The sequence below is a fragment of the Methylobacterium sp. WL1 genome (genome assembly GCF_008000895.1).
GTDB lineage: Bacteria > Pseudomonadota > Alphaproteobacteria > Rhizobiales > Beijerinckiaceae > Methylobacterium.
This window is the reverse complement of sequence record NZ_CP042823.1, coordinates 5,732,086-5,751,881: the sequence shown is the minus strand read 5'-3', so window position 1 is coordinate 5,751,881 and position 19,796 is coordinate 5,732,086. Positions and strand designations below refer to the sequence as shown.

The 19,796-nt window shown below is 70.5% G+C and carries 15 protein-coding genes and 1 pseudogene; 5 read left to right on the top strand and 11 right to left on the bottom strand.

The window, feature by feature from the left end; genetic code table 11:
- Window positions 1-96 precede the first annotated feature (96 nt).
- Together FVA80_RS27995 and FVA80_RS27990 are read right to left on the bottom strand one after the other, a co-directional pair.
- Entirely contained in the window at window positions 97-471 is a 375-nt protein-coding gene (locus FVA80_RS27995) for a hypothetical protein (protein WP_147907534.1), read from the bottom strand.
- Between the two features lie 461 nt (window positions 472-932).
- Window positions 933-1,736 carry a response regulator gene (locus tag FVA80_RS27990; protein ID WP_147907535.1) on the bottom strand — a complete coding sequence of 268 codons (804 nt, stop codon included), beginning with the start codon at window positions 1,734-1,736 and terminating at the stop codon, window positions 933-935.
- A gap of 170 nt (window positions 1,737-1,906) precedes the next feature.
- Between FVA80_RS27990 and FVA80_RS27985 the strand changes: the two genes are divergently transcribed.
- Window positions 1,907-2,254 (top strand): NepR family anti-sigma factor, encoded by a 348-nt coding sequence (locus tag FVA80_RS27985; RefSeq protein ID WP_246692174.1) that lies wholly within the window; start codon window positions 1,907-1,909, stop codon window positions 2,252-2,254.
- Window positions 2,255-2,421: 167 nt separating this feature from the next.
- On the opposite strand, the gene FVA80_RS27980 is transcribed toward FVA80_RS27985, so the two are convergent.
- Entirely contained in the window at window positions 2,422-2,598 is a 177-nt protein-coding gene (locus FVA80_RS27980; RefSeq protein WP_007568853.1) for a DUF1328 domain-containing protein, read from the bottom strand.
- Between the two features lie 520 nt (window positions 2,599-3,118).
- On the opposite strand from FVA80_RS27980, the gene FVA80_RS27970 reads away from it, so the two are divergent.
- The gene (locus FVA80_RS27970) at window positions 3,119-4,039 is read left to right on the top strand and encodes an MBL fold metallo-hydrolase (RefSeq protein ID WP_147907536.1); all 921 of its coding nucleotides are present in this window, start codon (window positions 3,119-3,121) and stop codon (window positions 4,037-4,039) included.
- Window positions 4,040-4,041: 2 nt separating this feature from the next.
- Here the strand turns inward: FVA80_RS27970 and FVA80_RS27965 are convergent.
- A pseudogene (locus tag FVA80_RS27965) lies at window positions 4,042-4,817 on the bottom strand (DUF1499 domain-containing protein).
- Window positions 4,818-4,877: 60 nt separating this feature from the next.
- Window positions 4,878-6,683 (bottom strand): AsmA-like C-terminal region-containing protein, encoded by a 1,806-nt coding sequence (locus FVA80_RS27960; RefSeq protein WP_246692172.1) that lies wholly within the window; start codon window positions 6,681-6,683, stop codon window positions 4,878-4,880.
- 311 nt (window positions 6,684-6,994) lie between these two features.
- On the opposite strand from FVA80_RS27960, the gene FVA80_RS27955 reads away from it, so the two are divergent.
- Both FVA80_RS27955 and FVA80_RS27950 read left to right on the top strand, forming a co-directional pair.
- Window positions 6,995-7,735, top strand: coding sequence for a CoA transferase subunit A (locus FVA80_RS27955; protein WP_147907539.1), 741 nt, complete (start codon window positions 6,995-6,997; stop codon window positions 7,733-7,735).
- Window positions 7,736-7,757: 22 nt separating this feature from the next.
- Window positions 7,758-8,420, top strand: a complete 663-nt coding sequence (locus FVA80_RS27950) for a CoA transferase subunit B (RefSeq protein ID WP_147907540.1) — start codon at window positions 7,758-7,760, stop codon at window positions 8,418-8,420.
- A 24-nt stretch (window positions 8,421-8,444) separates the two neighbouring features.
- Here the strand turns inward: FVA80_RS27950 and FVA80_RS27945 are convergent, their stop codons facing one another.
- The 4 genes from FVA80_RS27945 to FVA80_RS27930 form a co-directional block, all read right to left on the bottom strand.
- Window positions 8,445-10,142, bottom strand: a complete 1,698-nt coding sequence (locus FVA80_RS27945) for a methyl-accepting chemotaxis protein (protein ID WP_147907541.1) — start codon at window positions 10,140-10,142, stop codon at window positions 8,445-8,447.
- Window positions 10,143-10,591: 449 nt separating this feature from the next.
- Window positions 10,592-11,281 (bottom strand): metal ABC transporter permease, encoded by a 690-nt coding sequence (locus FVA80_RS27940; protein ID WP_147907542.1) that lies wholly within the window; start codon window positions 11,279-11,281, stop codon window positions 10,592-10,594.
- A gap of 166 nt (window positions 11,282-11,447) precedes the next feature.
- Entirely contained in the window at window positions 11,448-14,147 is a 2,700-nt protein-coding gene (gene acnA, locus FVA80_RS27935) for an aconitate hydratase AcnA (RefSeq protein WP_147907543.1), read from the bottom strand.
- 466 nt (window positions 14,148-14,613) lie between these two features.
- Complete coding sequence (locus FVA80_RS27930) at window positions 14,614-15,435, bottom strand: CDC27 family protein (RefSeq protein ID WP_147907544.1); 822 nt, start codon at window positions 15,433-15,435, stop codon at window positions 14,614-14,616.
- A gap of 129 nt (window positions 15,436-15,564) precedes the next feature.
- On the opposite strand from FVA80_RS27930, the gene FVA80_RS27925 reads away from it, so the two are divergent.
- A complete protein-coding gene (locus tag FVA80_RS27925; RefSeq protein WP_147907545.1) occupies window positions 15,565-16,965 on the top strand; it encodes a leucyl aminopeptidase family protein in 1,401 nt (466 codons plus the stop codon).
- A 9-nt stretch (window positions 16,966-16,974) separates the two neighbouring features.
- On the opposite strand, the gene chrA is transcribed toward FVA80_RS27925, so the two are convergent.
- The gene (chrA, locus tag FVA80_RS27920; RefSeq protein ID WP_246692475.1) at window positions 16,975-18,270 is read right to left on the bottom strand and encodes a chromate efflux transporter; all 1,296 of its coding nucleotides are present in this window, start codon (window positions 18,268-18,270) and stop codon (window positions 16,975-16,977) included.
- Between the two features lie 83 nt (window positions 18,271-18,353).
- Entirely contained in the window at window positions 18,354-19,526 is a 1,173-nt protein-coding gene (locus FVA80_RS27915; RefSeq protein ID WP_147907547.1) for a M20 aminoacylase family protein, read from the bottom strand.
- Between the last annotated feature and the right edge of the window lie 270 nt (window positions 19,527-19,796).

Here is a 19,796-nt window from a genome sequence, read left to right as displayed (position 1 = left end):
ACGTCATCGCGGGAACTCACACTGCGGCCCAGACACCAGAAAGCCCCGCCGGACGGACGGGGCTTTCTGGTGTCTGGAAGAGGACCAGCCGGGCTATCAGGAAATGCAGCGACCCGGAATCATGCGGCGGGCCTCGGGTCCGACCAGGGAGCTGAGCGCGGTCTCGCACCCCTCGCGGACCAGACGGCGCGGCTGCTGCGGCTGCTTCAGGAGCGGCCGGATGCCGATTTCCTGCCCCTCCTCGGCGACCGAGCCCGAACGGCTGTCGACGCGCTGTACCCCGGCGACCCGAGTCGGGCTGAGAGCCAGGGAGGCCGGGCGCATGCCGGGAAGCGGCGCCTGAACGGCGGCCGCCGCGGTCAGCACCGGCGGCGTCCAGCGGTCGGCGGTCTCACGCACCACCGGCTGAATCAGCACGGTGAGAAGAGCCGCGGGAGCACTCACGCCCAGAATGAAACCCGACCGCAGCATCGCCCCGACCTCATCATGAGAGCTTGACAGGATGTTTCCACAACGCGGCGTGCAATTGCAGGTTCCACAACTATCCCGTCCCTGTGGGCACTGAGTATTCGTTCGCGTTCAAGCCGTTGGTGCGACGGCGCACCGGCGTCATCCACAACCGTCCCCTGTGCGGAAAAAGTCACGCTCGCTTAAAAAGCGCATTGTCCGGAACCTCCCGGCCCGGCGCTCGTTCTCACGACACCCGGCCACCTGGTCCTCCCCGCATTCCCCTTGTGCATCGGCCGGAACCTCTTCGACGGGCTGGAGCCATCTCCAGCCCGTTTTTTTGCGCGCCGCAGGTCAGGGGCATCGCGAGGGACACTGCAAACAAAAACCCCGGCTTTCGCCGGGGCTTGTTCGGGACAGTCCTTCGGGCCGAGCCCGGAGACGGCGGACCGCCCCCGGTTACTGCAGAGAACCGACTTTCGTGGTCACGCCGACTTGGCTTCCCGGCGGCGCGCCGTCTGCTGGAAGAACAGCGCCTGGCTGATCACCGCGGAGACGTTCGCCGGCTGGAACGGCTTGGCGATGAGGAAGGCCGGCTCGGGCCGCTCACCCGTAAGGAAGCGCTCCGGATAGGCGGTGATGAAGATCACCGGCACTTCGAAGGTTTTCAGCAGGTCGTTCACCGCGTCAAGGCCCGAGGAGCCGTCGGCGAGCTGGATGTCGGCCAGGATCAGGCCGGGACGCTTGCCGTCGCTGGCGATCTTGATCGCCTCGGTGCGGGTACGGGCGACACCGATGACGTTGTGGCCGAGGCCTTCCACCAAGGCCTCGAGGTCCATGGCGATCAGCGGCTCGTCCTCGATGATGAGGATCTCGGTGGCCATGTCGGCGGCGAGCTCGCGGCCGGCCTCGTCCACCAGGTCGCGGACCTCGGAGACGTCCACGGCCAGGATGATCGCGGCGTCCTCTTCCGAGAAGCCTTCGAGGCAGGAGAGCAGGAAGGCCTGGCGCGGCAGCGGCGTGATCTGGCCGAGGCGGACTTCGGCGGGGAGGTCGTGCTGGACCTGCTCGCTGCGTCCGTTCACCGACAGGGAGTTCCAGATCCGGGTGAACACCCGGAACAGGTCGGCCTTGATGTTGGTGCTGCGGCCGAGCGTATCCGGCTCGTTGACGAGGGTTTCCAGGGTGGCCGCGACATAGGCGTCGCCCGCCACTTGGCTCCCCGTGAGCGCCCGAGCGTAGCGGCGCAGGTACGGCAGGTGCTGTACCACGAGTTGCGATGTCGACATTCGATCCCCTGTGCCTCGCCGTGTTGCCCGGCCGCGATGCCTCGATCCGCGACCGAGGCCGTGCCGGGGCCGGCTTGTATCCTGCGCAGCCTACCGCCCAACGCGGCGGCCCGCACTCCGTTCCGCCCCCAGCGGAACCGATCCGGCGGGCGGGCGTTGCAGCCGCAGCCATGGCGTATGTCGAGCCGCAGTACAATGCGGCCCAGCGGACTTCGGCAATAAGGGGCGTGTGGATGGCGGATCAGGGTAAGGATGTAGCCCCCAATGCGGGCGATCCATATACTGGCACCGCCGCAGAACCCACGGCACCGTCCGAAGCGCGCCAATCCGGGGCTTCCCGGGGCATCGCGACATCCGCTGGTGCGCGCTCCGACGGGAGCGGCCTGAGCGACCAGACCCGCAACCGCATCGCCGCTCAGTTGCGCGCGATGTACGATACCGTCGCCCTGCAACCCGTGCCCGACCGGTTTGCCGAACTCATCGCCAAGCTGGACGGCGGTGAGCGCGAGAAAACCTGAGCGGTGGAAGTCTTCAGCGACGGAAGACTTGAGCTTGGAAGGCTCGGGCGGCACCGGTGGACCCTGTGGATCCTGATGTCGCCGCGATGAAAAAGCCGCCGTTTGGGACGGCGGCTTTTCCCAAGTCCATCGTCAGCCCGGCGCCAGCGCCGGCCTCTACGATGGCTTTAAAGCGTCGGGGAACGGCCACGCATCAGGCCGACAACGGCCGAGATCGCGAACAGGACGATCGCCACGAAGAACACAAGCTTGGCAGCTTCCATGGCGGTGCCGGCAATACCACCGAAACCGAGCAGAGCGGCGACCAGAGCCACGACGAGGAAAGTTACGGCCCAACCGAGCATTGTGCGTATCCTTTGAAAGGTCCGGCGCGGGCGGCCGCGTCGTTCTGGACTCCAAAACGCCAAGGTTTGGTTCTGGTTCCGCGCACTTGACAAAGCCCACCGGTTTCGTCTCGCTGGCGAACCGCCCCGCGACGATTGGGTGACGGAACGGGAGTCAGACGGTCGCGTTCGCTGTTAGGTCACTAGGTCCGAACCGGGATCCGAGATGCTGCAAGCTGCAAAGAGAGCCGTTCGATCCAAGCTCGCCGCCCTGGCGGCGCGTGTCACCGAGATTGTCGATGGTGCCGCCGACGCGGCGCGCGCGGCCGCACTTGGGCTCGGCGTGGCGCCGGCCCCCGTACCGGTCCCCGTTCGCGTCCGGTCCGGGCGTTCGCACCGCGCGGGCTGACGTCCCGCATGCCCTGAGGTACGGCTCCCTCCGGGACCGTTGTCCTCAGGGAAAGCCCCCTGGCCGCTGCGCCCGATTGCGCGGCGATCGCGCGCAGCCGTAGAACCACCGCCGGCACGGGACGGGGTGGCGATGACGGTCGAAGACGAGAGCGGGCCGCGTGTCGAGCGGTCCCTGCCCGAAAGCGGGCGCATGGAGCGCGTAGCCCCGCTGATCCGGCGGCGGATCGCCCCGAACGGCGGCCCCTTCACGGCAACCGGCACCTGCACCTACGTGGTGGGCCAGGATCGCGTGGCGGTGATCGATCCCGGCCCTGACGATCCCAGCCACATCGCGGCGCTCCTGGACGACCTCGGCCCCGAGCGCGTCGAGGCGATCGTGGTGACCCACACCCATCGCGATCATTCGCCGGGCGCCCGCCTGCTGGCCGCCCGGACCGCGGCGCCGATCGTCGGCTGCGGCCCGCACCGGGCCGCCCGCGCCCTGGCGGAGGGCGAGGCGCCGATGCTCGATGCCAGCTCGGACGCGGCGCACGCGCCGGTGCGCATCCTGGTGGAGGGCGACGCCGTATCCGGTCCCGGCTGGACCCTCGTGGCCGTGGAGACCCCCGGCCACACGATGAACCACCTCGCCTTCGCGCTGCCCGAGGCGGAAGCCCTGTTCTCGGGCGACCACGTCATGGCCTGGAACACCACGATCGTCGCCCCCCCGGACGGGGAGATGCGGGCCTACATGGCCTCTCTGGAGAAGCTGCGCGGGCGCGGCGAGACGATCTACTGGCCCGGCCATGGCGGCCCGGTCCGCGAGCCCGCGCGGCTCGTCCGCTGCCTGATCGGCCACCGTCGCCAGCGGGAGGCGGCGATCCGGGCCCGGCTGGTCGCCGGGGACACGCGCATCCCGGAGGTGGTGGCGGCGATCTACCAGGGGCTCGATCCGCGGCTGCGGGGCGCGGCCGCCCTGTCGGTGTTCGCCCATCTCGAGGATCTGGTCGGGCGCGGGCTGGTCGCCTGCGACGGGCCGCCGCGGCTTGATGCGACCTACGTGCCAGCCTGACCCTACTTCACCGCCAGCGCGAGGTTGGCGACGTCGTCGAGATAGGCGCGGATCCGGTCGGCGTTGGTGCCGAAGTCGCGCCCGCCGAGCCGAGAGGCCGAGCGCACGTCGATCCGGGCACCGTCGGCCCGGGGGCGGATCCGCACGGTCACGTCGTCGGGCAGGTTCAGGATGAGGCCCCGGGCCACGGCCTCGATCCGCCCGTTGCCGGTGCGTCCCCCGGGACGGATCGCCTCGACGATCTGCCAATGCCGGTTGAGGGCCGCCTTGCGGGCCAACTCGAACGCCTCGTCGGCGCCGATGTCGAGGGTCAGCGGGGCGATCTGCGGGTAGGCGGCGCGCTGGCGCTCGCGGATTGCCGGGCCGGGATCGGCCGGGTAGCGCCCACCCGGGCCGCGAAGGCGGCGCGCGAGCGCAGAAGGCCGGCGGGTTGTCGATATCGGTGGTGATGTCCGACAGGACCGGCAGGCGCAGGCCGCGCACCCCAGATAGGCCAGGTAGCCCAGCAGGAGGATCGCCAGCACCAGGCCGGCCAGCGCGGCGCCCAGGCCGCGCGCGCCCTCGCGCCAGACATGCACGAACGCGAAGACGGCCGCCACCGCCGCGGCCAGGGCGACGTACAGCCCGGCCGCGAGCGCCACCAGCGCCGCGTCGGTGTCGGCGCGCGGGTCCCGCACCAGGATCAGGGCGAGACCGGTGGCGAGGATTGAGAACACCGCGAGCTGCCGCGACAGCGGCCCGGCTCGGGTGACGGGATCTCGATAAGCTGGCGGCGCATGGGGTCACGGAGGGTTCGGGGCCGGAGCTCAGGGTCGGGCGGCAGGCGCGGAGATCGGGGTCAGGGTGCGTAGGCGCGGGCGGCACCGCTCAGCCCGAGGGCGGCCGGCACCTTGAAGGGATCGGGCAGCATCGCCTCGCCTTGAGACACGATCTGCGCCGTGGGGGCATCCAACGGACCCGTCACCTCGAACAGCAGCCCGCGGCCCGGGAGGTCGGCCAGCGGTCGCAGCGCCAAGTCGCCCCGGGCCGCGATCCGCCGGCCCGGCAGCGACACCTGACCCTGCAGGCTCGCCCCGACGCTCGGGCCCCGCAGGCCGGATTCGGCGAACTCGCCGATCCCGTCGGAGAAGCGCAGGGTGATCGCGGCACGCTCGAAGGCGGTCCGGCCGTTCCGGCGCGCCAGCGCCCCGGTGGGCACCGCACCGTTGCGGTGGACGAGCTCCGCCAGGTCGAGCCCCGTGATCGCACCGCCATCGACCGAGAGGGTCGCGCGGCCGCCGAGGCTGGCGAGCAGGGAGCCGCTGTCGCGGGCGCTACCCTCCAGGCTGAACTGGCCCTGCAGCGGGCCGCTCAGCCAGCGTCCCGCGCCGATCTCGCCCAGCAGGGAACCGATATCGACCCGGTCGAGGCTACCCTGCATCCGCACGTCGGTCTCGGCCGGATCCGCGGCGCTCGCCAGGGTCACGCGCCCCTTGAGCATGCCGTCCTGCACGCGCGCCCGGTTCACCGCGACCTCCACGGCCGCGTCCCGCACCAGGATGCTGGCGGCGAGGTCCTGTGCCAGGACCGGCCCGACGCGGCCCTCGGCCGCGGAGAGGCGCAGGTCGAGATCGCCACCGGTCAGTGGTCCCAGCGCCAGGGAGGCCGGCTCGGCCTGGAACAGCCGGATCAGGTCGGCGAGAAGCGGCGACAGGTTGAGCGTCTCGGCCGCCAGGGTGGCCTGGACCGAGAGGCGCGGCTCGGGCTCCGCCCCGAGAGTCACGGCGCCGGCCCCATCCAAGACGTCGTCGCCGAGCCCCACTCGCAGGCTCGGCCACGACACCGACCTATCCCCGGTCTCGAACCGTCCGTCGAGCGAGAAGGTGCCGGCGAGGGCGGCGAGCGGTGCGTCGCGCCCGAGCCAGGCCAGGGTCCTGGGGAGCGCACGGCTCTCGAACCGGGCGCGCCCGGCCAGGACCGGCAGGCCGCCGCCGTCGGATGGCGGTCCTGCCGTCCCCTCGGCCGCCAGGCTGCCATCCGGCCAAGTCACCGTCGCCGTGAACGGCGTGCGCAGGCCCTGCGCGATATAGGCCGGCAGCATGTGGGCCAGGGCGATCCGTGTCGGCACGCCCCGCCAGGTCATGCTGGCATGGGCCTCGGCGGTCGCGCTCCAAAACGGCCAGGCGAGATCGATGTCGATGTCCCGGGCGTCCGTGCCGTCGCCGACCCGGGCGCCGTTGAGGGCGATCCGGCGCGGGTGCTGGGTCGCGCCCGCCCGCATCCCGTCCGGCCAGCCGCGCCATCGGCTCGCGCCAGGCGGCGGCATCCGGCGACAGGCGCGCCGCGTCGAGCCGCAACCCGCCAGGGCGGCGCGGCCGGCGAGCAGACCGATCGGATCGAGCTCGATCGTCAGGCGGCCGCCCTCCGCAAGCGTCGGCCCGGCGGATCCGGCAGCGAGGCGGACACGCTCGAGGCTGAGGCGGGGAATCGGGAGGAGCGTGAGGTGCGCGGGCCCCTCGGCGGTCAGCGCGAGGCCGTACTCATCGAGTGCGGAACCCGCGAAGGTCATCGCCCGGCCGCCGTCGACCGACCAGTCCTGCAGGCCGAGCCCTGCGAGGACCAGGCATCCAAGGGCGGCAACGAAGATGGGGCGGCGCGGCGACATCATGCTCCGGATGGGCGAGCCGCAGGCGCGGCCAGTGGCCGGGTGCGGCGCCAGCCCCCTCAAGCCGTCGCGGCCCGGTAGGGTCTGCTCGTTGCGTTAACCTCATAGCGCGCTCGGGACGCCTTGTCTGCGGGGGCCCCGCCCGGCGACCCCGCTCTCCCCAGGCTCGCGGGTTACGGATCGCCCCGGACACCATGCGGGCCGTGTGCACCGGCACTGGATTTCGGCCGCGGAATCGGGGACAGCGGGCCGAGGAAACGTAGTTCCCAAGATTTCGACCGGGCCAGACCGGACGAGAAAAGGACGGTTCGATGAAGAAGGTCTACACGGATCCCACCGCGGCCTTGGCCGGCCTGCTGCGCGACGACATGATGGTCATGTGCGGCGGGTTCGGCCTCTGCGGCATCCCCGACGAGCTGATCGAGGCGGTGCGCGCCTCGGGCGTCAAGGGCCTGACCATCGTGTCGAACAATGCCGGCATCGACGGGGTCGGCCTGGGCAAGCTCCTGGACACCCGGCAGGTGCGCAAGATGATCTCGTCCTATGTCGGCGAGAACAAGGAGTTCGCCCGGCAGTATCTCGGAGGCGAGTTGGAGATCGAGTTCAACCCGCAGGGGACCCTGGCCGAGCGCATCCGCGCGGGCGGCGCCGGCATTCCGGCCTTCTTCACCAAGACCGGCGTCGGCACCAAGGTCGCCGAGGGCAAGGAGGTGCGGGAGTTCGACGGCGAGCACTACGTGATGGAGCGCGGGCTGTTCGCGGACCTCGCCATCGTGCACGCCCATACCGGCGATACCGAGGGCAACCTCCGCTACCGGATGACCGCCCGCAACTTCAACCCGATGATGGCCACGGCGGCCACGATGACGGTGGCGCAGGTGGAGCACCTCGTGCAGCCGGGCACCATCGACCCGGACACGATCCACACCCCCGGCATCTTCGTGAAGCGGATCATCGAGGTCGGCGCGCGCGAGAAGCGGATCGAGCAGCGCACCACGCGCAAGCGCGGCGACAGCACGCCGGCGGCCGCCGCCGGCGGCGGCACCCACTAGTCGAGGGAAAGGGAATAGAACGATGGCCTGGACCCGCGAGCAGATGGCGGCGCGCGCCGCCAAGGAACTGGAAGACGGCTTCTACGTGAACCTCGGCATCGGCATCCCCACGCTGGTGTCGAACTACATCCCCGACGGCATGTCGGTGCAGCTGCAATCCGAGAACGGCATGCTCGGCATGGGCCCCTTCCCGTACGAGGGCGAGGAAGACCCGGACCTGATCAACGCCGGCAAGCAGACGATCACGGCGCTGCCGACCACGAGCTACTTCTCGTCGGCGGATTCCTTCGGGATGATCCGGGGCGGGCACATCAACCTGTCGATCCTCGGCGCCATGCAGGTGGCCGGCAACGGCGACCTCGCCAACTGGATGATCCCCGGCAAGATGGTGAAGGGGATGGGCGGCGCGATGGATCTCGTCGCCGGGGTGAAGCGCGTCATCGTGGTGATGGAGCACGTCGCCAAGAACAAGGACGGCACCGAAAGCGCAAAGCTGCTCAAGGCCTGCGACCTGCCGCTCACCGGAACCCAGGTGGTCGACCTCGTGATCACCGATCTCGGGGTGTTCGAGATCGACAAGAAGGGCGACGGCGGCATGAAACTGATCGAGCTCGCCGACGGCGTCACCGAGGACGAGATCCGCGCGAAGACCGAAGCCGACTACACCGTCGCCCTCGCGGGCTGACGGCTGCCAGACACCGGGTCCGCCTCAGGCGGCCCGGATTCCAGCGAGGAAGCGGGACACCTCGGCGTTCAGGCGCCCGGACTGGTCCGAGAGCGTGGCGGCCGCCCCCAGGACCTGGGTCGCGGCCGCCCCGGTCCGCTCGGACGCATCCGCGACGCCGACGATGTTGCTCGTGACCGCACCGGTCCCCAGCGCGGCCTCGGAGACGTTGCGGACGATCTCCTGGGTCGCGGCACCCTGCTGCTCGACCGCGGCCGCGATGCTGGCGGTGACGCCGTCGATCTCGCCGATGCGGCTGGTGATCCCACCGATGGCCGCCACGGCATTCTCGGTCACGGCCCTGATCGCGCCGACCTGGCCGGTGATCTCGTCCGTGACCCGGGCGGTCTGGCCGGCGAGCGCCTTGACCTCCGTCGCCACCACGGCGAAGCCCCGCCCCGCCTCGCCGGCGCGCGCCGCCTCGATGGTGGCGTTGAGCGCCAGCAGGTTGGTCCGGTTGGCGATGTCGGCGATCAGCCCGACCATCTCGCCGATCTTCGCCGAGGTCTGGCTCAGGGCCTGAACCAGCTTGGTGGTCTGCCCGGCCTCCTGGGCCGCGATCCGGGTGAGCCCGGCCGAGCCCGTGACCTGACGTCCGATCTCCTGCACCGAGGTTCCGAGCTGTTCCGCGGCGGCCGCGACCGTCTGGACGTTCCCGGCCGCCTCCTCGGCCGCCGAGGCGACGGTGGCGGCCTGCATCGCCGCCAGGCTGGCGGTGTCGGTCATGTCCTGGGCGGCTGTCTGCAGCGCGCTCGCCGATGTCGAGACGGTGCCGACGATGCCGACCATGGCCTGCTCGAAGCTGTCGGCCAGCTCGGCACGGGCACGCCTGCGCTCGGACGAGGTCGCCTGATCGGCGCGACGCCGGATCTCGGCCTGCTCGGCAGCCTCCGCGGCGACCAGGCGCTTGATCCCTTCCACGGCGCGCCCGACGGCACCGATCTCGTCGCCGCGGGCGGCCTCGAGGATCTCGCTGTCGGTCTCTCCGCGCCCCATGCGCTCGAGGGTTTGGACCAGCCGTTTGAGCGGGGCCGTCACGCCGAGAACGACCACGGCGACGCCCGCCCCGATGGCGACGGCAAGGCCGATTGTTGCCGCCGCAACCAGGAGAAGGGTCGCCCGGGAGGCCACCCCCTCGGACTCGTCCCGCTCCCGTTGAAGGTCGCCCTTCAGGACATCGACCCGAGCCTGTATCATCTCCACCAGCTTGGCCCGGAGCGGATTGCCCTCGGCCAGCAGGATGGCGCCGGCGGCGTCGGCCTCCCCGCGCTCCGCGCTCGCGGCAACCCGATCGACCACGGCGCCGAACGCCGTCAGGATCTGCCGCAATGTCTCCCCGGCCGAGCGCCGCGCGGGCGTGTCGGCCATCTGCATCAGGGCATCGAGCAAGCTGAACGCGTGCGCCGTGTTCTGCTTGATGAGGGTCTGGTACCCCGCCATCTGCGACTCGCGCGTTTCGAGGACGAGGTTGCGCGCCTGGACGGCGATCTCACCGAAATCGATCTGGAGGCCGAGGATCATCGCGAGGCGGTTGGCCTGGACATCGACGATCTGCCGGGTCTGGGCCGATTGGGCGATCAGACTCGCACGCGCGTAGACGATCAATCCTCCGGCGGCCAAAGCCACGATGACGAGCGGAATGGCAAATTTCACGAGAATTTTTGCGTCACGCAACAATTTCATCGTGCCGATCCCGCATCTTGGAAACTCGATCCAGGATATCTCGTATCATCGCGAAAACATCAACGGCCAAAATAGCCTGGGCCACGACGGAGATACGGGCGTCATAGTAGATATTTTGTAGATCTCACCAATCCGTTCTCACATATTTTTCTAAAAAAACGGTTCCACACCCTAATGATATCATTCTTCGTCGGTTGTCGACAAATCCAGCGCGGTTCTGAGCTGTCGCCAGCCTCAGCGCGTGGGCGACAAATCCCTCGCTGGTGCGCAACGCCGCTTCGTGCCGACGATGTGTGCGATCGCCGCCGGTGTCCCGCGACAGCGAGCGTTGCCACAGTACCCTCCGCGCGGCCGGCCATGCCCCGGGAACCAAGAGAACGCCCGCGTGGATGAACAACCCGCGCGCCGCAGCCAGCCGTGCCGACCGCGGCGCGCGAGACTCCCAAACCTTACATCGGCGGGGTCAGGCCGTCCTTGCCGACCGCCACGAGCTTGCCCTCGGCCTTGGCGCCGTCCTTGGCGACGACCGCGAAAACCTTGGAGCCGGGGGCCAGGATCGCCTTGTCGGCCGGCTCGAAGGCGACGATCGGCGCCGAGGCCGGCACCACGATCTCCTTGGAGCCGTCCTTGCCGTAGCTCACCGTCAGGGTGCGCTCGCCGCCGGACGCCGCCTTGTCGGCCTTCACGGTGCCGTTGGTCATCGCGCTCTTCACCTTGGGGGCGTTGGCGGTCTCGGCCTTCACGGTGCCGTTGGTCATGGCGCTCTTCACCTTCGAGCCGGCGCCGCCGGTCTGGTCGGTGATCGAGTCCCAGCCGTAATGGCCCTCGCCGGTGCCGCGCATCGACTCGGGGAACAGCACGACTTCGAGCGCCGTCATCGGGTTCTCGCCCTTGGTGGCGGTGCCGATGAAGACGCCGTCCTTGATCGCGTCGAGGCTCGACGGGACCACCCAGGCGAACTTCGCGCCGCCGACATCCACGGTCTCGGACTTGCCGTCCTCGGTCTTGATCGTGAGGGTGGTGCCCTCGGCCTTGTCGATGGTGCCGCGGACGCGCTCGACCTGGGCGGCGAAGGCCGCGCTCGACAGGAGCGCCGTCAGTCCGGCTGCGGCGGCGAGGGTCTTGCTGAGATGCTTCATCGGGGGTCCCATCCTGGCTTCAGGAGCCGGGTTATGGGGCGCTGGCCGCGCTAAACAAGGTTGTGCGCAAACGAAACGTCCTCGTCCGAGCCAAAAAGAAGGCGGCGCCCCGGGGGCGCCGCCTTTGAAAGACCGGGTGGGCGGCGCGGACGCCGCCCGTCGTGGATCAGGCCGCGAGCGAGCGCAGCACGTAGGGCAGGATGCCGCCGTTGCGGAAGTATTCCAGCTCGTCGAGCGTATCAATCCGGCAGGTGAGCGGCACCTCCATCTTCGATCCATCGGCCGCGGTGATCGCCGCGACCAGGGTCTGGCGCGGCTTCAGCTCGCCCGACAGGCCCTTGATGGTGACGGTCTCGTCGCCCTTCAGGCCGAGCGACGCCCAGGAGGTCTCGCCCTGGAACACCAGCGGGACGATGCCCATGCCGACGAGGTTCGAGCGGTGGATGCGCTCGAAGCTCTCGGCCACCACGGCGCGGATGCCGAGCAGCTTCGTGCCCTTGGCCGCCCAATCGCGCGACGAGCCGGTGCCGTACTCCTTGCCGGCGAAGACGACGAGCGGCGTGCCGCTCTCGGCGTATCTCTGCGCCGCGTCGTAGATGAACATCTTCTCGCCGGACGGCTGGAACAGCGTCCAGCCACCCTCGACCACGGTGCCGGACGGATCCCGGACCATCTGGTTCTTGATGCGGATGTTGGCGAAGGTGCCCCGCATCATCACCTCGTGGTTGCCGCGCCTTGTGCCGTACTGGTTGAAGTCCTGCACCCGGACCTGGTGGGCCTGCAGGTACTCGCCGGCCGGCGAGGCCGCCCGGATGTTGCCCGCGGGCGAGATGTGGTCGGTGGTGATCGAGTCGAGGAAGAGCCCGAGGATGCGGGCGTCCTCGATGTCCTCCACGGGCTTGGGAGTCTTCTCCATGCCGACGAAGTACGGGGGGTTCTGCACGTAGGTGGAGCCGGGGTTCCACGCGAAGGTCTCGGCCTCGGTGACCATGACGTCCTTCCAGTTCTGGTCGCCACCGAACACGTCGGCGTAGCGGCGCTTGAACAGCTCCGAGGTGATGTTCTCCTCGATGAACTGCTGCACCTCCGCGGACGACGGCCAGATGTCCCGCAGGTAGACCGGCTTGCCGTCGGAGCCGTGGCCCAGCGGCTCGGTGGTGATGTCGATCTGCATCGAGCCGGCGAGCGCGTAGGCGACGACGAGCGGCGGCGAGGCGAGGTAGTTCGCCCGCACGTCGGGGTTCACCCGGCCCTCGAAGTTGCGGTTGCCCGAGAGCACCGCGGCGGCCACGATGTCGTTGTCGTTGATCGCCTTGGAGATCGCCTCCGGCAGCGGCCCGGAATTGCCGATGCAGGTGGTGCAGCCGAAGCCGACGAGGTTGAAGCCCAGCGCGTCGAGGGGCTCCTGTAGGCCGGACTTCTCGAGATACTCACCGACGACCTGCGAGCCGGGGGCGAGCGAGGTCTTCACCCACGGCTTGGAGCGCAGGCCCTTGGCGACGGCGTTGCGGGCGAGCAGGCCCGCGCCGATCATCACGGAGGGGTTCGACGTGTTGGTGCAGCTGGTGATCGCCGCGATCACCACGTCGCCGTGCCCGATGTCGAAGTTCGTGCCCTCGACCGCGTAGCGGCTGGCGAGGTCGGCGGCCTTCTTGAACTCGGTCTCCATCGAGGCCGCGAAGCCCGGCTTGGCGGCGTCGAGCAGCACCCGGTCCTGCGGGCGCTTCGGGCCGGCCAGCGAAGGCCGGACCTCGCCCATGTCGAGCTGCAGCGAATCGGTGAAGACCGGGTCGGGCGTGTTCGCGTCGCGCCACATGCCCTGCGCCTTGGCGTAGGCCTCCACCAGGGCGATCCGGTCGTCGGCGCGGCCGGTGACTTTCAGGAAGTCGATGGTGCGCTGGTCGATCGGGAAGAAGCCGCAGGTGGCGCCGTATTCGGGGGCCATGTTGGAGATCGTGGCCCGGTCGGCGACCGCCATGTCGTCGAGGCCGGGGCCGTAGAACTCCACGAACTTGCCGACCACGCCCTTCTTGCGCAGCATCTGGGTGACGGTGAGCACCAGGTCGGTGGCGGTGGTGCCCTCGGGCAGCTTGCCCGACAGCTTGAAGCCCACGACCTCGGGGATCAGCATCGAGAGCGGCTGGCCGAGCATGGCCGCCTCGGCCTCGATGCCGCCGACGCCCCAGCCCAGCACCGCCATGCCGTTGACCATGGTGGTGTGCGAATCGGTGCCGACCAGCGAATCGGGATAGGCGATCTCGGCCCCGTCCTCGGACTTCATCCAGACGGTCTGGGCCAGGTATTCCAGGTTCACCTGGTGGCAGATGCCGGTGCCCGGGGGGACCACGGAGAAGTTGTCGAAGGCCGATTGGCCCCACTTCAGGAAGGTGTAGCGCTCGCCGTTGCGCGAGTATTCCAGCGCGACGTTGTCGGCCAGCGCCTTGGGGGTGCCGAACTCGTCGACGATCACCGAGTGGTCGATGACCAGATCCACCGGCACCAGCGGGTTGATCTTCTGCGGGTCGCCGCCGAGCGCCACCATGGCGTCGCGCATGGCCGCCAGATCGACCACGGCCGGGACGCCGGTGAAGTCCTGCATCAGCACCCGGGCGGGCCGGAAGGCGATCTCGACCTCGGCCTTGCCCTTCTCGGCGAGCCAGCCGACCGTCGCGGCGATGTCGGCCTTGCGGACGGAGCGGTCATCCTCGAAGCGCAGCAGGTTCTCCAGCAGCACCTTCATGGAGAAGGGCAGCGCGGTGGCGGAGGCGAGGCCGTTCTTCTCGGCCTCGGGGATCGAGTAGTAGGTGTAGGTCTTGCCGCCGGCTTCGAGCGTCTGGCGGGCCTTGTAGCTGTCGAGTGATGGCACGGCTGGTTCAATCCTCGCTGCGGGTTGTCGAACACGCGCAGGCAAGACCTGCGCTACGAAGTCTGTGTTCGGCCTGTGTAGCGCCCGACGGGCGCGCGCCGCCCCGGGAGTGCCCGGGCAGGACGATGCGCGGGGGCGATTTGGACGCCCGTGGAGCCGCGCGGCGCAGCCAGATCCCGATATAGAACTTTTCGAATCTGGCCGCTACCGGGTTGCGATGACAGCCGCGCTACCCTGTCGGGCGCCGGAGCGGGTTCCGTGCCGCAGCATCCCGGGGGAAGGCGCGCATCGTGCCGGGAAGCGGGACGGCAGCCGCACGGACCTCCCCTCCCCTTCTGTGGGAGGGGGAAACCCGCCTGGGCCCGGCCTATACCCTCATGCGTCGGCGAACCGGAAACATCATAGCCCGCAGCGGGATCCGGAAGGCGCGCGGCAGATCCGGACGGTCACCGTCGCGGGATAGCCGTCACCCCCGCTCCGGCGTCGGAGCCCCCGACAACGCCTTGAACCGATTCGGCTGAGCGGCGAGCTTGCGCAGGGACGCCACGTTGGAGGCGGCCTCATCGGGACCCATGTCCCGGCGCAGGACGGTCTCGGCGTCGGCGAATCGGCCTTTCAGGCCGAGCACGAGGGCGAGGTTCGCGCGGACGCGGGCGTCGGCTCCGGGTTGGTCGGCGGCGAGCCGCAGGGTCTGCTCGGCCTGGTCGAGGTTGCGCGACAGCGCGTAGGACAGGCCGAGATTCGACAGCAGCGACGGCTCGTTCGGCCGGATCTTGAGCGCGGCCTCGTAGAAGCTCTGGGCCCGGGCCTGCTCACCGAGTTGCGCGGAGGCCGAGCCCTGCGCCGACAGGATGCGCCAGTCGGGCGACGCCGGGGAATGGGCGTTGGCGAGGACGTCGATCGCCTCGCGGTAGCGACCGGCCTCCACCAGCGACTTGCCGTAGGCGCCGAGGATGAAGGTGTCGCGCGGGTTGCGCAGGGCCGCCTGCTGCAGCACCGCGGAGGCCTGGGCCGCCTGGTCGTTCGACCGGAGGGCGCGGGCATATGCAAGGGCCGCGCGTCCGTCGCCCGGATTGGCGTTGAAGCGTTCGGCCAGCCCGTCGAGATCCTGGCGTGAGGCGACCTCCTGGCGCGGCGCGACCGACCGACCGGTGACATCGCCAATCGAGCCGGTGGTCTCGGGGGAACGGGTGTTGCAGCCGGCGAGGCCCAGCGCCACGATGGCCGCGGCGGCGAGGCCGCGGGTGGAAGCCAGGGTCGTGGTGACCCGGATCGGGGCCGTCATCATGGTGCGCTCCGCCGGCACTGGCCGGGCGGGCTCCGACCCACGCTTCACCCTCCCGGCCGGCCGGTGATAGAGCGTTAACCCTAACCACCGGTTAAGCCGCTGCCGGCCCGACCGCCGCACGAGAGGCACATGACCCAGGCCGACATCCCCGCGACGCACGCCGCCCTGCTGCCCGCAGACACGCCGTCCGTTCCGGTCATCCTGGTGACGACGGCATCCTGGAGCGAGGCCGAAGCGGCCCTGGAACCGGCGCACAGGCGTTTCGCGCAAACAATCGGCTTCAAGCCGAAGGCCGGGAGCCTGGCGCTGCTGCCGGGCCCGGACGGCGGTCTCGCGCGGGTGCTGTTCGGCCTCGGCGATCCGGAGGCGGCCACCTATGACCGGCTGATCGCCGGCAAGCTGCCCGCCCTGCTTCCGGACGGGACGTTTCGCCTGGAGAACGCCCCCGACCCGGCCGAGGCCGCGTTGGCCTGGCTGATGGGCAGCTACCGCTTCGGCCGGTACCGGACTGCCGGGGGGACGAAGGCGCGGCTGGCGGCGCCGGCCGGGATCGACGGGGCCGAGGTCGCGCGGGTCGCCGCCGCGGTGGCGATGGGCCGCGACCTGATCAACACCCCCGCCAACGATCTCGGACCCGCCGAGATCGAGGCCGCCGCCCGGTCGCTGGCCGAGCGCCACGGGGCGTCGATCGACGTGACGCAAGGCGAGGCGCTCGCGCGGGAATTCCCCCTGATCCACGCCGTCGGGGTCGCCTCGCCCCGGGCGCCGCGCCTGATCGACCTGACCTGGGGACCGGCGGACGCGCCGCGGGTGACCCTGGTCGGCAAGGGCGTCGCCTTCGACACCGGCGGGCTCGACATAAAACCCTCCGCCGCGATGCTGCTGATGAAGAAGGACATGGGCGGTGCCGCGGTGGCGCTGGCGGCCGCCGACATGATCATGGGCGGGGGCCTGCGGGTCCGCCTGCGCGTGCTGATCCCGGCGGTGGAGAACGCGGTCTCGGGCAACGCCTTCCGCCCCAGCGACGTGCTGCCCAGCCGGGCGGGCTTGAGCGTCGAGATCGGCAACACCGACGCGGAGGGGCGGCTGATCCTGGCCGACGCGCTGGCCCTTGCCGACGCCGAGGAGCCCGCGCTGATCCTCGACTTCTCGACCCTGACGGGCGCCGCCCGGGTGGCGCTCGGGCCGGATCTGCCGGCGTTCTTCACCGAGGACGAGGCCCTGGCGGCCTCCGTCTCGGAGGCGGGGCGGCGCGCGATCGACCCGATCTGGCGGATGCCGCTCCACGCCCCCTACGCGAGCCTGCTCGACTCCAAGGTCGCCGACCTCAACAACGTCTCGGGCGGCCCGTTCGCCGGGGCGATCACCGCGGCCTTGTTCCTGCGCCGCTTCGCCCCGAAGACCAGGGCGCACGGCCATTTCGACCTCTACGGCTGGAACCCCTCCACCAAGCCGGGACGGCCGGAGGGCGGCGAGGTCCAGACCGCCCGGCTGACCTACGCGCTGCTCAAGGCCCGCTACGGGGCCTGACCGCGCCGGTCAGGCCAAGCCCGACAGCCGCAGCAGCATCCCGGCCCCGGCACACAGCGCCAGGGTCGGCAGCGCCCCGAGGCCGAACCGGAAGACCGCCAGGATCGCCGACAACGTCAGCACCAGGGCGGCGGGATCGAGGCTGGCGGGCACGGGCAGGTCGAGGCGCAGCGGCCCGAGCGGCACAGACCGGACCTCGGAAAACAGCGTCCGCAGCCCGAACCAGACGGCGAGGTTGAGGATCACGCCCGCCACCGCGGCGGTGATCGCCGACAGGGCGCCGGCCAGCAGGCGGCTGCCGCGCAGGCGCCCGATCAGCGGCGCCCCGGCGAAGATCCAGAGGAAGCATGGCGCGAAGGTGACCCAGGTCGTCAGCAGCCCGGCCAGCGTTCCCGCCAGCAGCGGCGGCAGGGTGCCGGGCGCCCGATAGCCGGCCAGGAAGCCGACGAACTGGAGCACCATGATCAGCGGCCCCGGGGTGGTCTCGGCGAGCCCCAGCCCGTCGAGCATCTCACCGGGCCGCAGCCAGCCGTAATGCTCCACCGCCTGCTGGGCGACGTAGGCGAGCGCCGCGTAGGCCCCCCCGAAGGTCACGACCGCCATCTTGGCGAAGAACACGGCCACCTGCCCGAAGACCGGGGGCGGCCCGGGCAGGAGCAGCAGGGCGGCCACCGGCAGGAGCCAGATCGCCAGCCACAGGGCGGCGACGCGCAGGGATTCCTCCGGCCCCGCACGCTCGCGCGACAACATCGCCTGGCCGATCAGGAACCCGCCCTCATCGCCCGCCTCGGTTTCGGCGGAGGCCGGCGCGGGCCTGCGTCCCAGCACGAGGCCGAGGGCGCCCGCCGCGACCACGACCAGAGGGAACGGCACCGCCAGGACGAAGATCGCCACGAAGGCGGCCGCCGCGATGAGCCGGTCCGCCCGTCCGCGCAAAGCCCGGCCGCCGAGGCGCCAGAGCGCGTGCAGCACGATGGCGAGCACCGCCGCCTTGAGCCCGAAGAACAGTCCGGCGACGAGGTCGACCGCGCCGTACAGGACGTAGAGCCAGCTCAGGCCCATCAGGGCGAGCAGCCCCGGCAGCACGAACAGCCCGCCCGCGACGAGGCCGCCGGCGGGGCCGTGCATCAGCCAGCCGATATAGGTCGCGAGTTGCTGCGCCTCCGGGCCGGGCAGGAGCGTGCAGAAGCCGAGCCCGTGCAGGAAGCGCCGCTCGGAGATCCAGCGCCGCTCGTCCACCAGGATGCGGTGCATCACGGCGATCTGCCCGGCGGGGCCGCCGAACGACAGGGCCGCCACCCGCATCCAGACCGGGACGGCCTGCCGCAGGGTCGGGAGCGGGATAGGGTCCGGGCCCGCCGGGCCCGCACCGTCCGTCACGCCGCCGGTCAAGCCGTCCGGGGCAGCGCCGTCTCGATCAGGCGCGCCCACAGCGACGCCCCGTACGGGGTCGCGGAATCGTTGAAATCGTAGTGCGGGTGGTGGAGCGAGGCACTGTCGCCGTTACCGATGAACATGTAGGCGCCGGGGCGGCGGCCGAGCATGTAGGAGAAGTCCTCCGCCGTCATCATCGGCGCGACGGTCCGGTCGACATTCTCCGCGCCGACCAGCGCCTCGGCCACGCCGGCCATGAACTCCGTTTCGGCCGGGTGGTTCTCGGTGACCGGGTAGCTCGACCCGTATTCGACCACGCCGGTGGCGCCGAAGGCCCCGGAGACCTCGGTCACCAGGGTTTCGATCCGTGCCTTGACCTGGCTGCGCACCGCCTGGGACAGCGTGCGCAGGGTGCCCCGCATGGTCACGCTCTGCGGCAGCACGTTGAACGCCTCGCCGGCCTCGAGCGCGCAGACCGAGACCACGGCGGATTCGAGCGGATCGAGGTTGCGCGCGACGATGCTCTGCAGGGCGATGATCACGTGGCTCGCCACCAGCACGCTGTCGACGGCGTTCTGCGGCAGCGCCGCGTGGCCGCCCCGCCCCTCGATGGTGAGGGTGAAGCGGTCGGTGGACGCCATGATCGGCCCCGGCCGGATCGCGAAAGTGCCGACCGCCATGCCGGGGATGTTGTGCATCCCGTAGACCGATTCGATCCCGAACCGCTCCATCAGGCCGTCCTCGACCATCGCCTCGCCGCCGCCGCCGCCCTCCTCGGCCGGCTGGAAGATCAGCACCGCGGCGCCGTCGAAGTCCCGGGTCTCGGAGAGGTACTTGGCCGCCCCGAGCAGCATCGTGGTGTGCCCGTCATGGCCGCAGGCGTGCATCGTGCCCGGCACCGTGGAGCGGTACGGCAGGTCCCGGACCTCCTGGATCGGAAGGGCGTCCATGTCGGCGCGCAGCCCGATGGCGCGGTTCGAGCTTCGGCCGTTGCCGCGGATCACCCCGACCACGCCGGTCCGGCCGATGGCGGTCTCCACCGTGTCGCAGCCGAAGGCCCGGAGCTGGTCCGCCACGAACCCCGCCGTCCGCTCCACGTCGTAGAGCAGCTCCGGGTGGGCGTGGAGATCGTGCCGCCACGCGGTCATCGTGTCGGCGAAGGCGCGGATCCGTTCGAGGGCGGGCATGGGTCCGGGGCTTTCGTGGCCGTGAGGTCTCGGCGAGAGACTGGGCCGTTCCAGCAAAGCCGGGGCCAGACGCGGCGTCAACGGCCGCGCTTGTCGCGCGAAACTCCGAACCGCCTTGGATCGATGATTTTGGACGTTGTTCGACGGCTCAAGGCGCCTTGCCGGTCAGCCACAACATGCCAAATCCAAGGGCAAGCCCCGCAAGCGGAACAGCGAGGAAACTTACGAACTGAAATGTCGTCATGGGTCCAGATTCCCGAGACGGGATCG

What these genes read in the sequence shown, in the direction of transcription:
- FVA80_RS27995 (WP_147907534.1), bottom strand. Translation starts at nt 471, where the DNA reads ATGCTGCGGTCGGGTTTCATTCTGGGCGTGAGTGCTCCCGCGGCTCTT.
- FVA80_RS27990 (WP_147907535.1), bottom strand. Translation starts at nt 1,736, where the DNA reads ATGTCGACATCGCAACTCGTGGTACAGCACCTGCCGTACCTGCGCCGC.
- FVA80_RS27985 (WP_246692174.1), top strand. Translation starts at nt 1,907, where the DNA reads ATGGCGTATGTCGAGCCGCAGTACAATGCGGCCCAGCGGACTTCGGCA.
- FVA80_RS27980 (WP_007568853.1), bottom strand. Translation starts at nt 2,598, where the DNA reads ATGCTCGGTTGGGCCGTAACTTTCCTCGTCGTGGCTCTGGTCGCCGCT.
- FVA80_RS27970 (WP_147907536.1), top strand. Translation starts at nt 3,119, where the DNA reads ATGACGGTCGAAGACGAGAGCGGGCCGCGTGTCGAGCGGTCCCTGCCC.
- FVA80_RS27960 (WP_246692172.1), bottom strand. Translation starts at nt 6,683, where the DNA reads ATGTCGCCGCGCCGCCCCATCTTCGTTGCCGCCCTTGGATGCCTGGTC.
- FVA80_RS27955 (WP_147907539.1), top strand. Translation starts at nt 6,995, where the DNA reads ATGAAGAAGGTCTACACGGATCCCACCGCGGCCTTGGCCGGCCTGCTG.
- FVA80_RS27950 (WP_147907540.1), top strand. Translation starts at nt 7,758, where the DNA reads ATGGCCTGGACCCGCGAGCAGATGGCGGCGCGCGCCGCCAAGGAACTG.
- FVA80_RS27945 (WP_147907541.1), bottom strand. Translation starts at nt 10,142, where the DNA reads ATGAAATTGTTGCGTGACGCAAAAATTCTCGTGAAATTTGCCATTCCG.
- FVA80_RS27940 (WP_147907542.1), bottom strand. Translation starts at nt 11,281, where the DNA reads ATGAAGCATCTCAGCAAGACCCTCGCCGCCGCAGCCGGACTGACGGCG.
- FVA80_RS27930 (WP_147907544.1), bottom strand. Translation starts at nt 15,435, where the DNA reads ATGATGACGGCCCCGATCCGGGTCACCACGACCCTGGCTTCCACCCGC.
- FVA80_RS27925 (WP_147907545.1), top strand. Translation starts at nt 15,565, where the DNA reads ATGACCCAGGCCGACATCCCCGCGACGCACGCCGCCCTGCTGCCCGCA.
- chrA (WP_246692475.1), bottom strand. Translation starts at nt 18,270, where the DNA reads ATGCGGGTGGCGGCCCTGTCGTTCGGCGGCCCCGCCGGGCAGATCGCC.
- FVA80_RS27915 (WP_147907547.1), bottom strand. Translation starts at nt 19,526, where the DNA reads ATGCCCGCCCTCGAACGGATCCGCGCCTTCGCCGACACGATGACCGCG.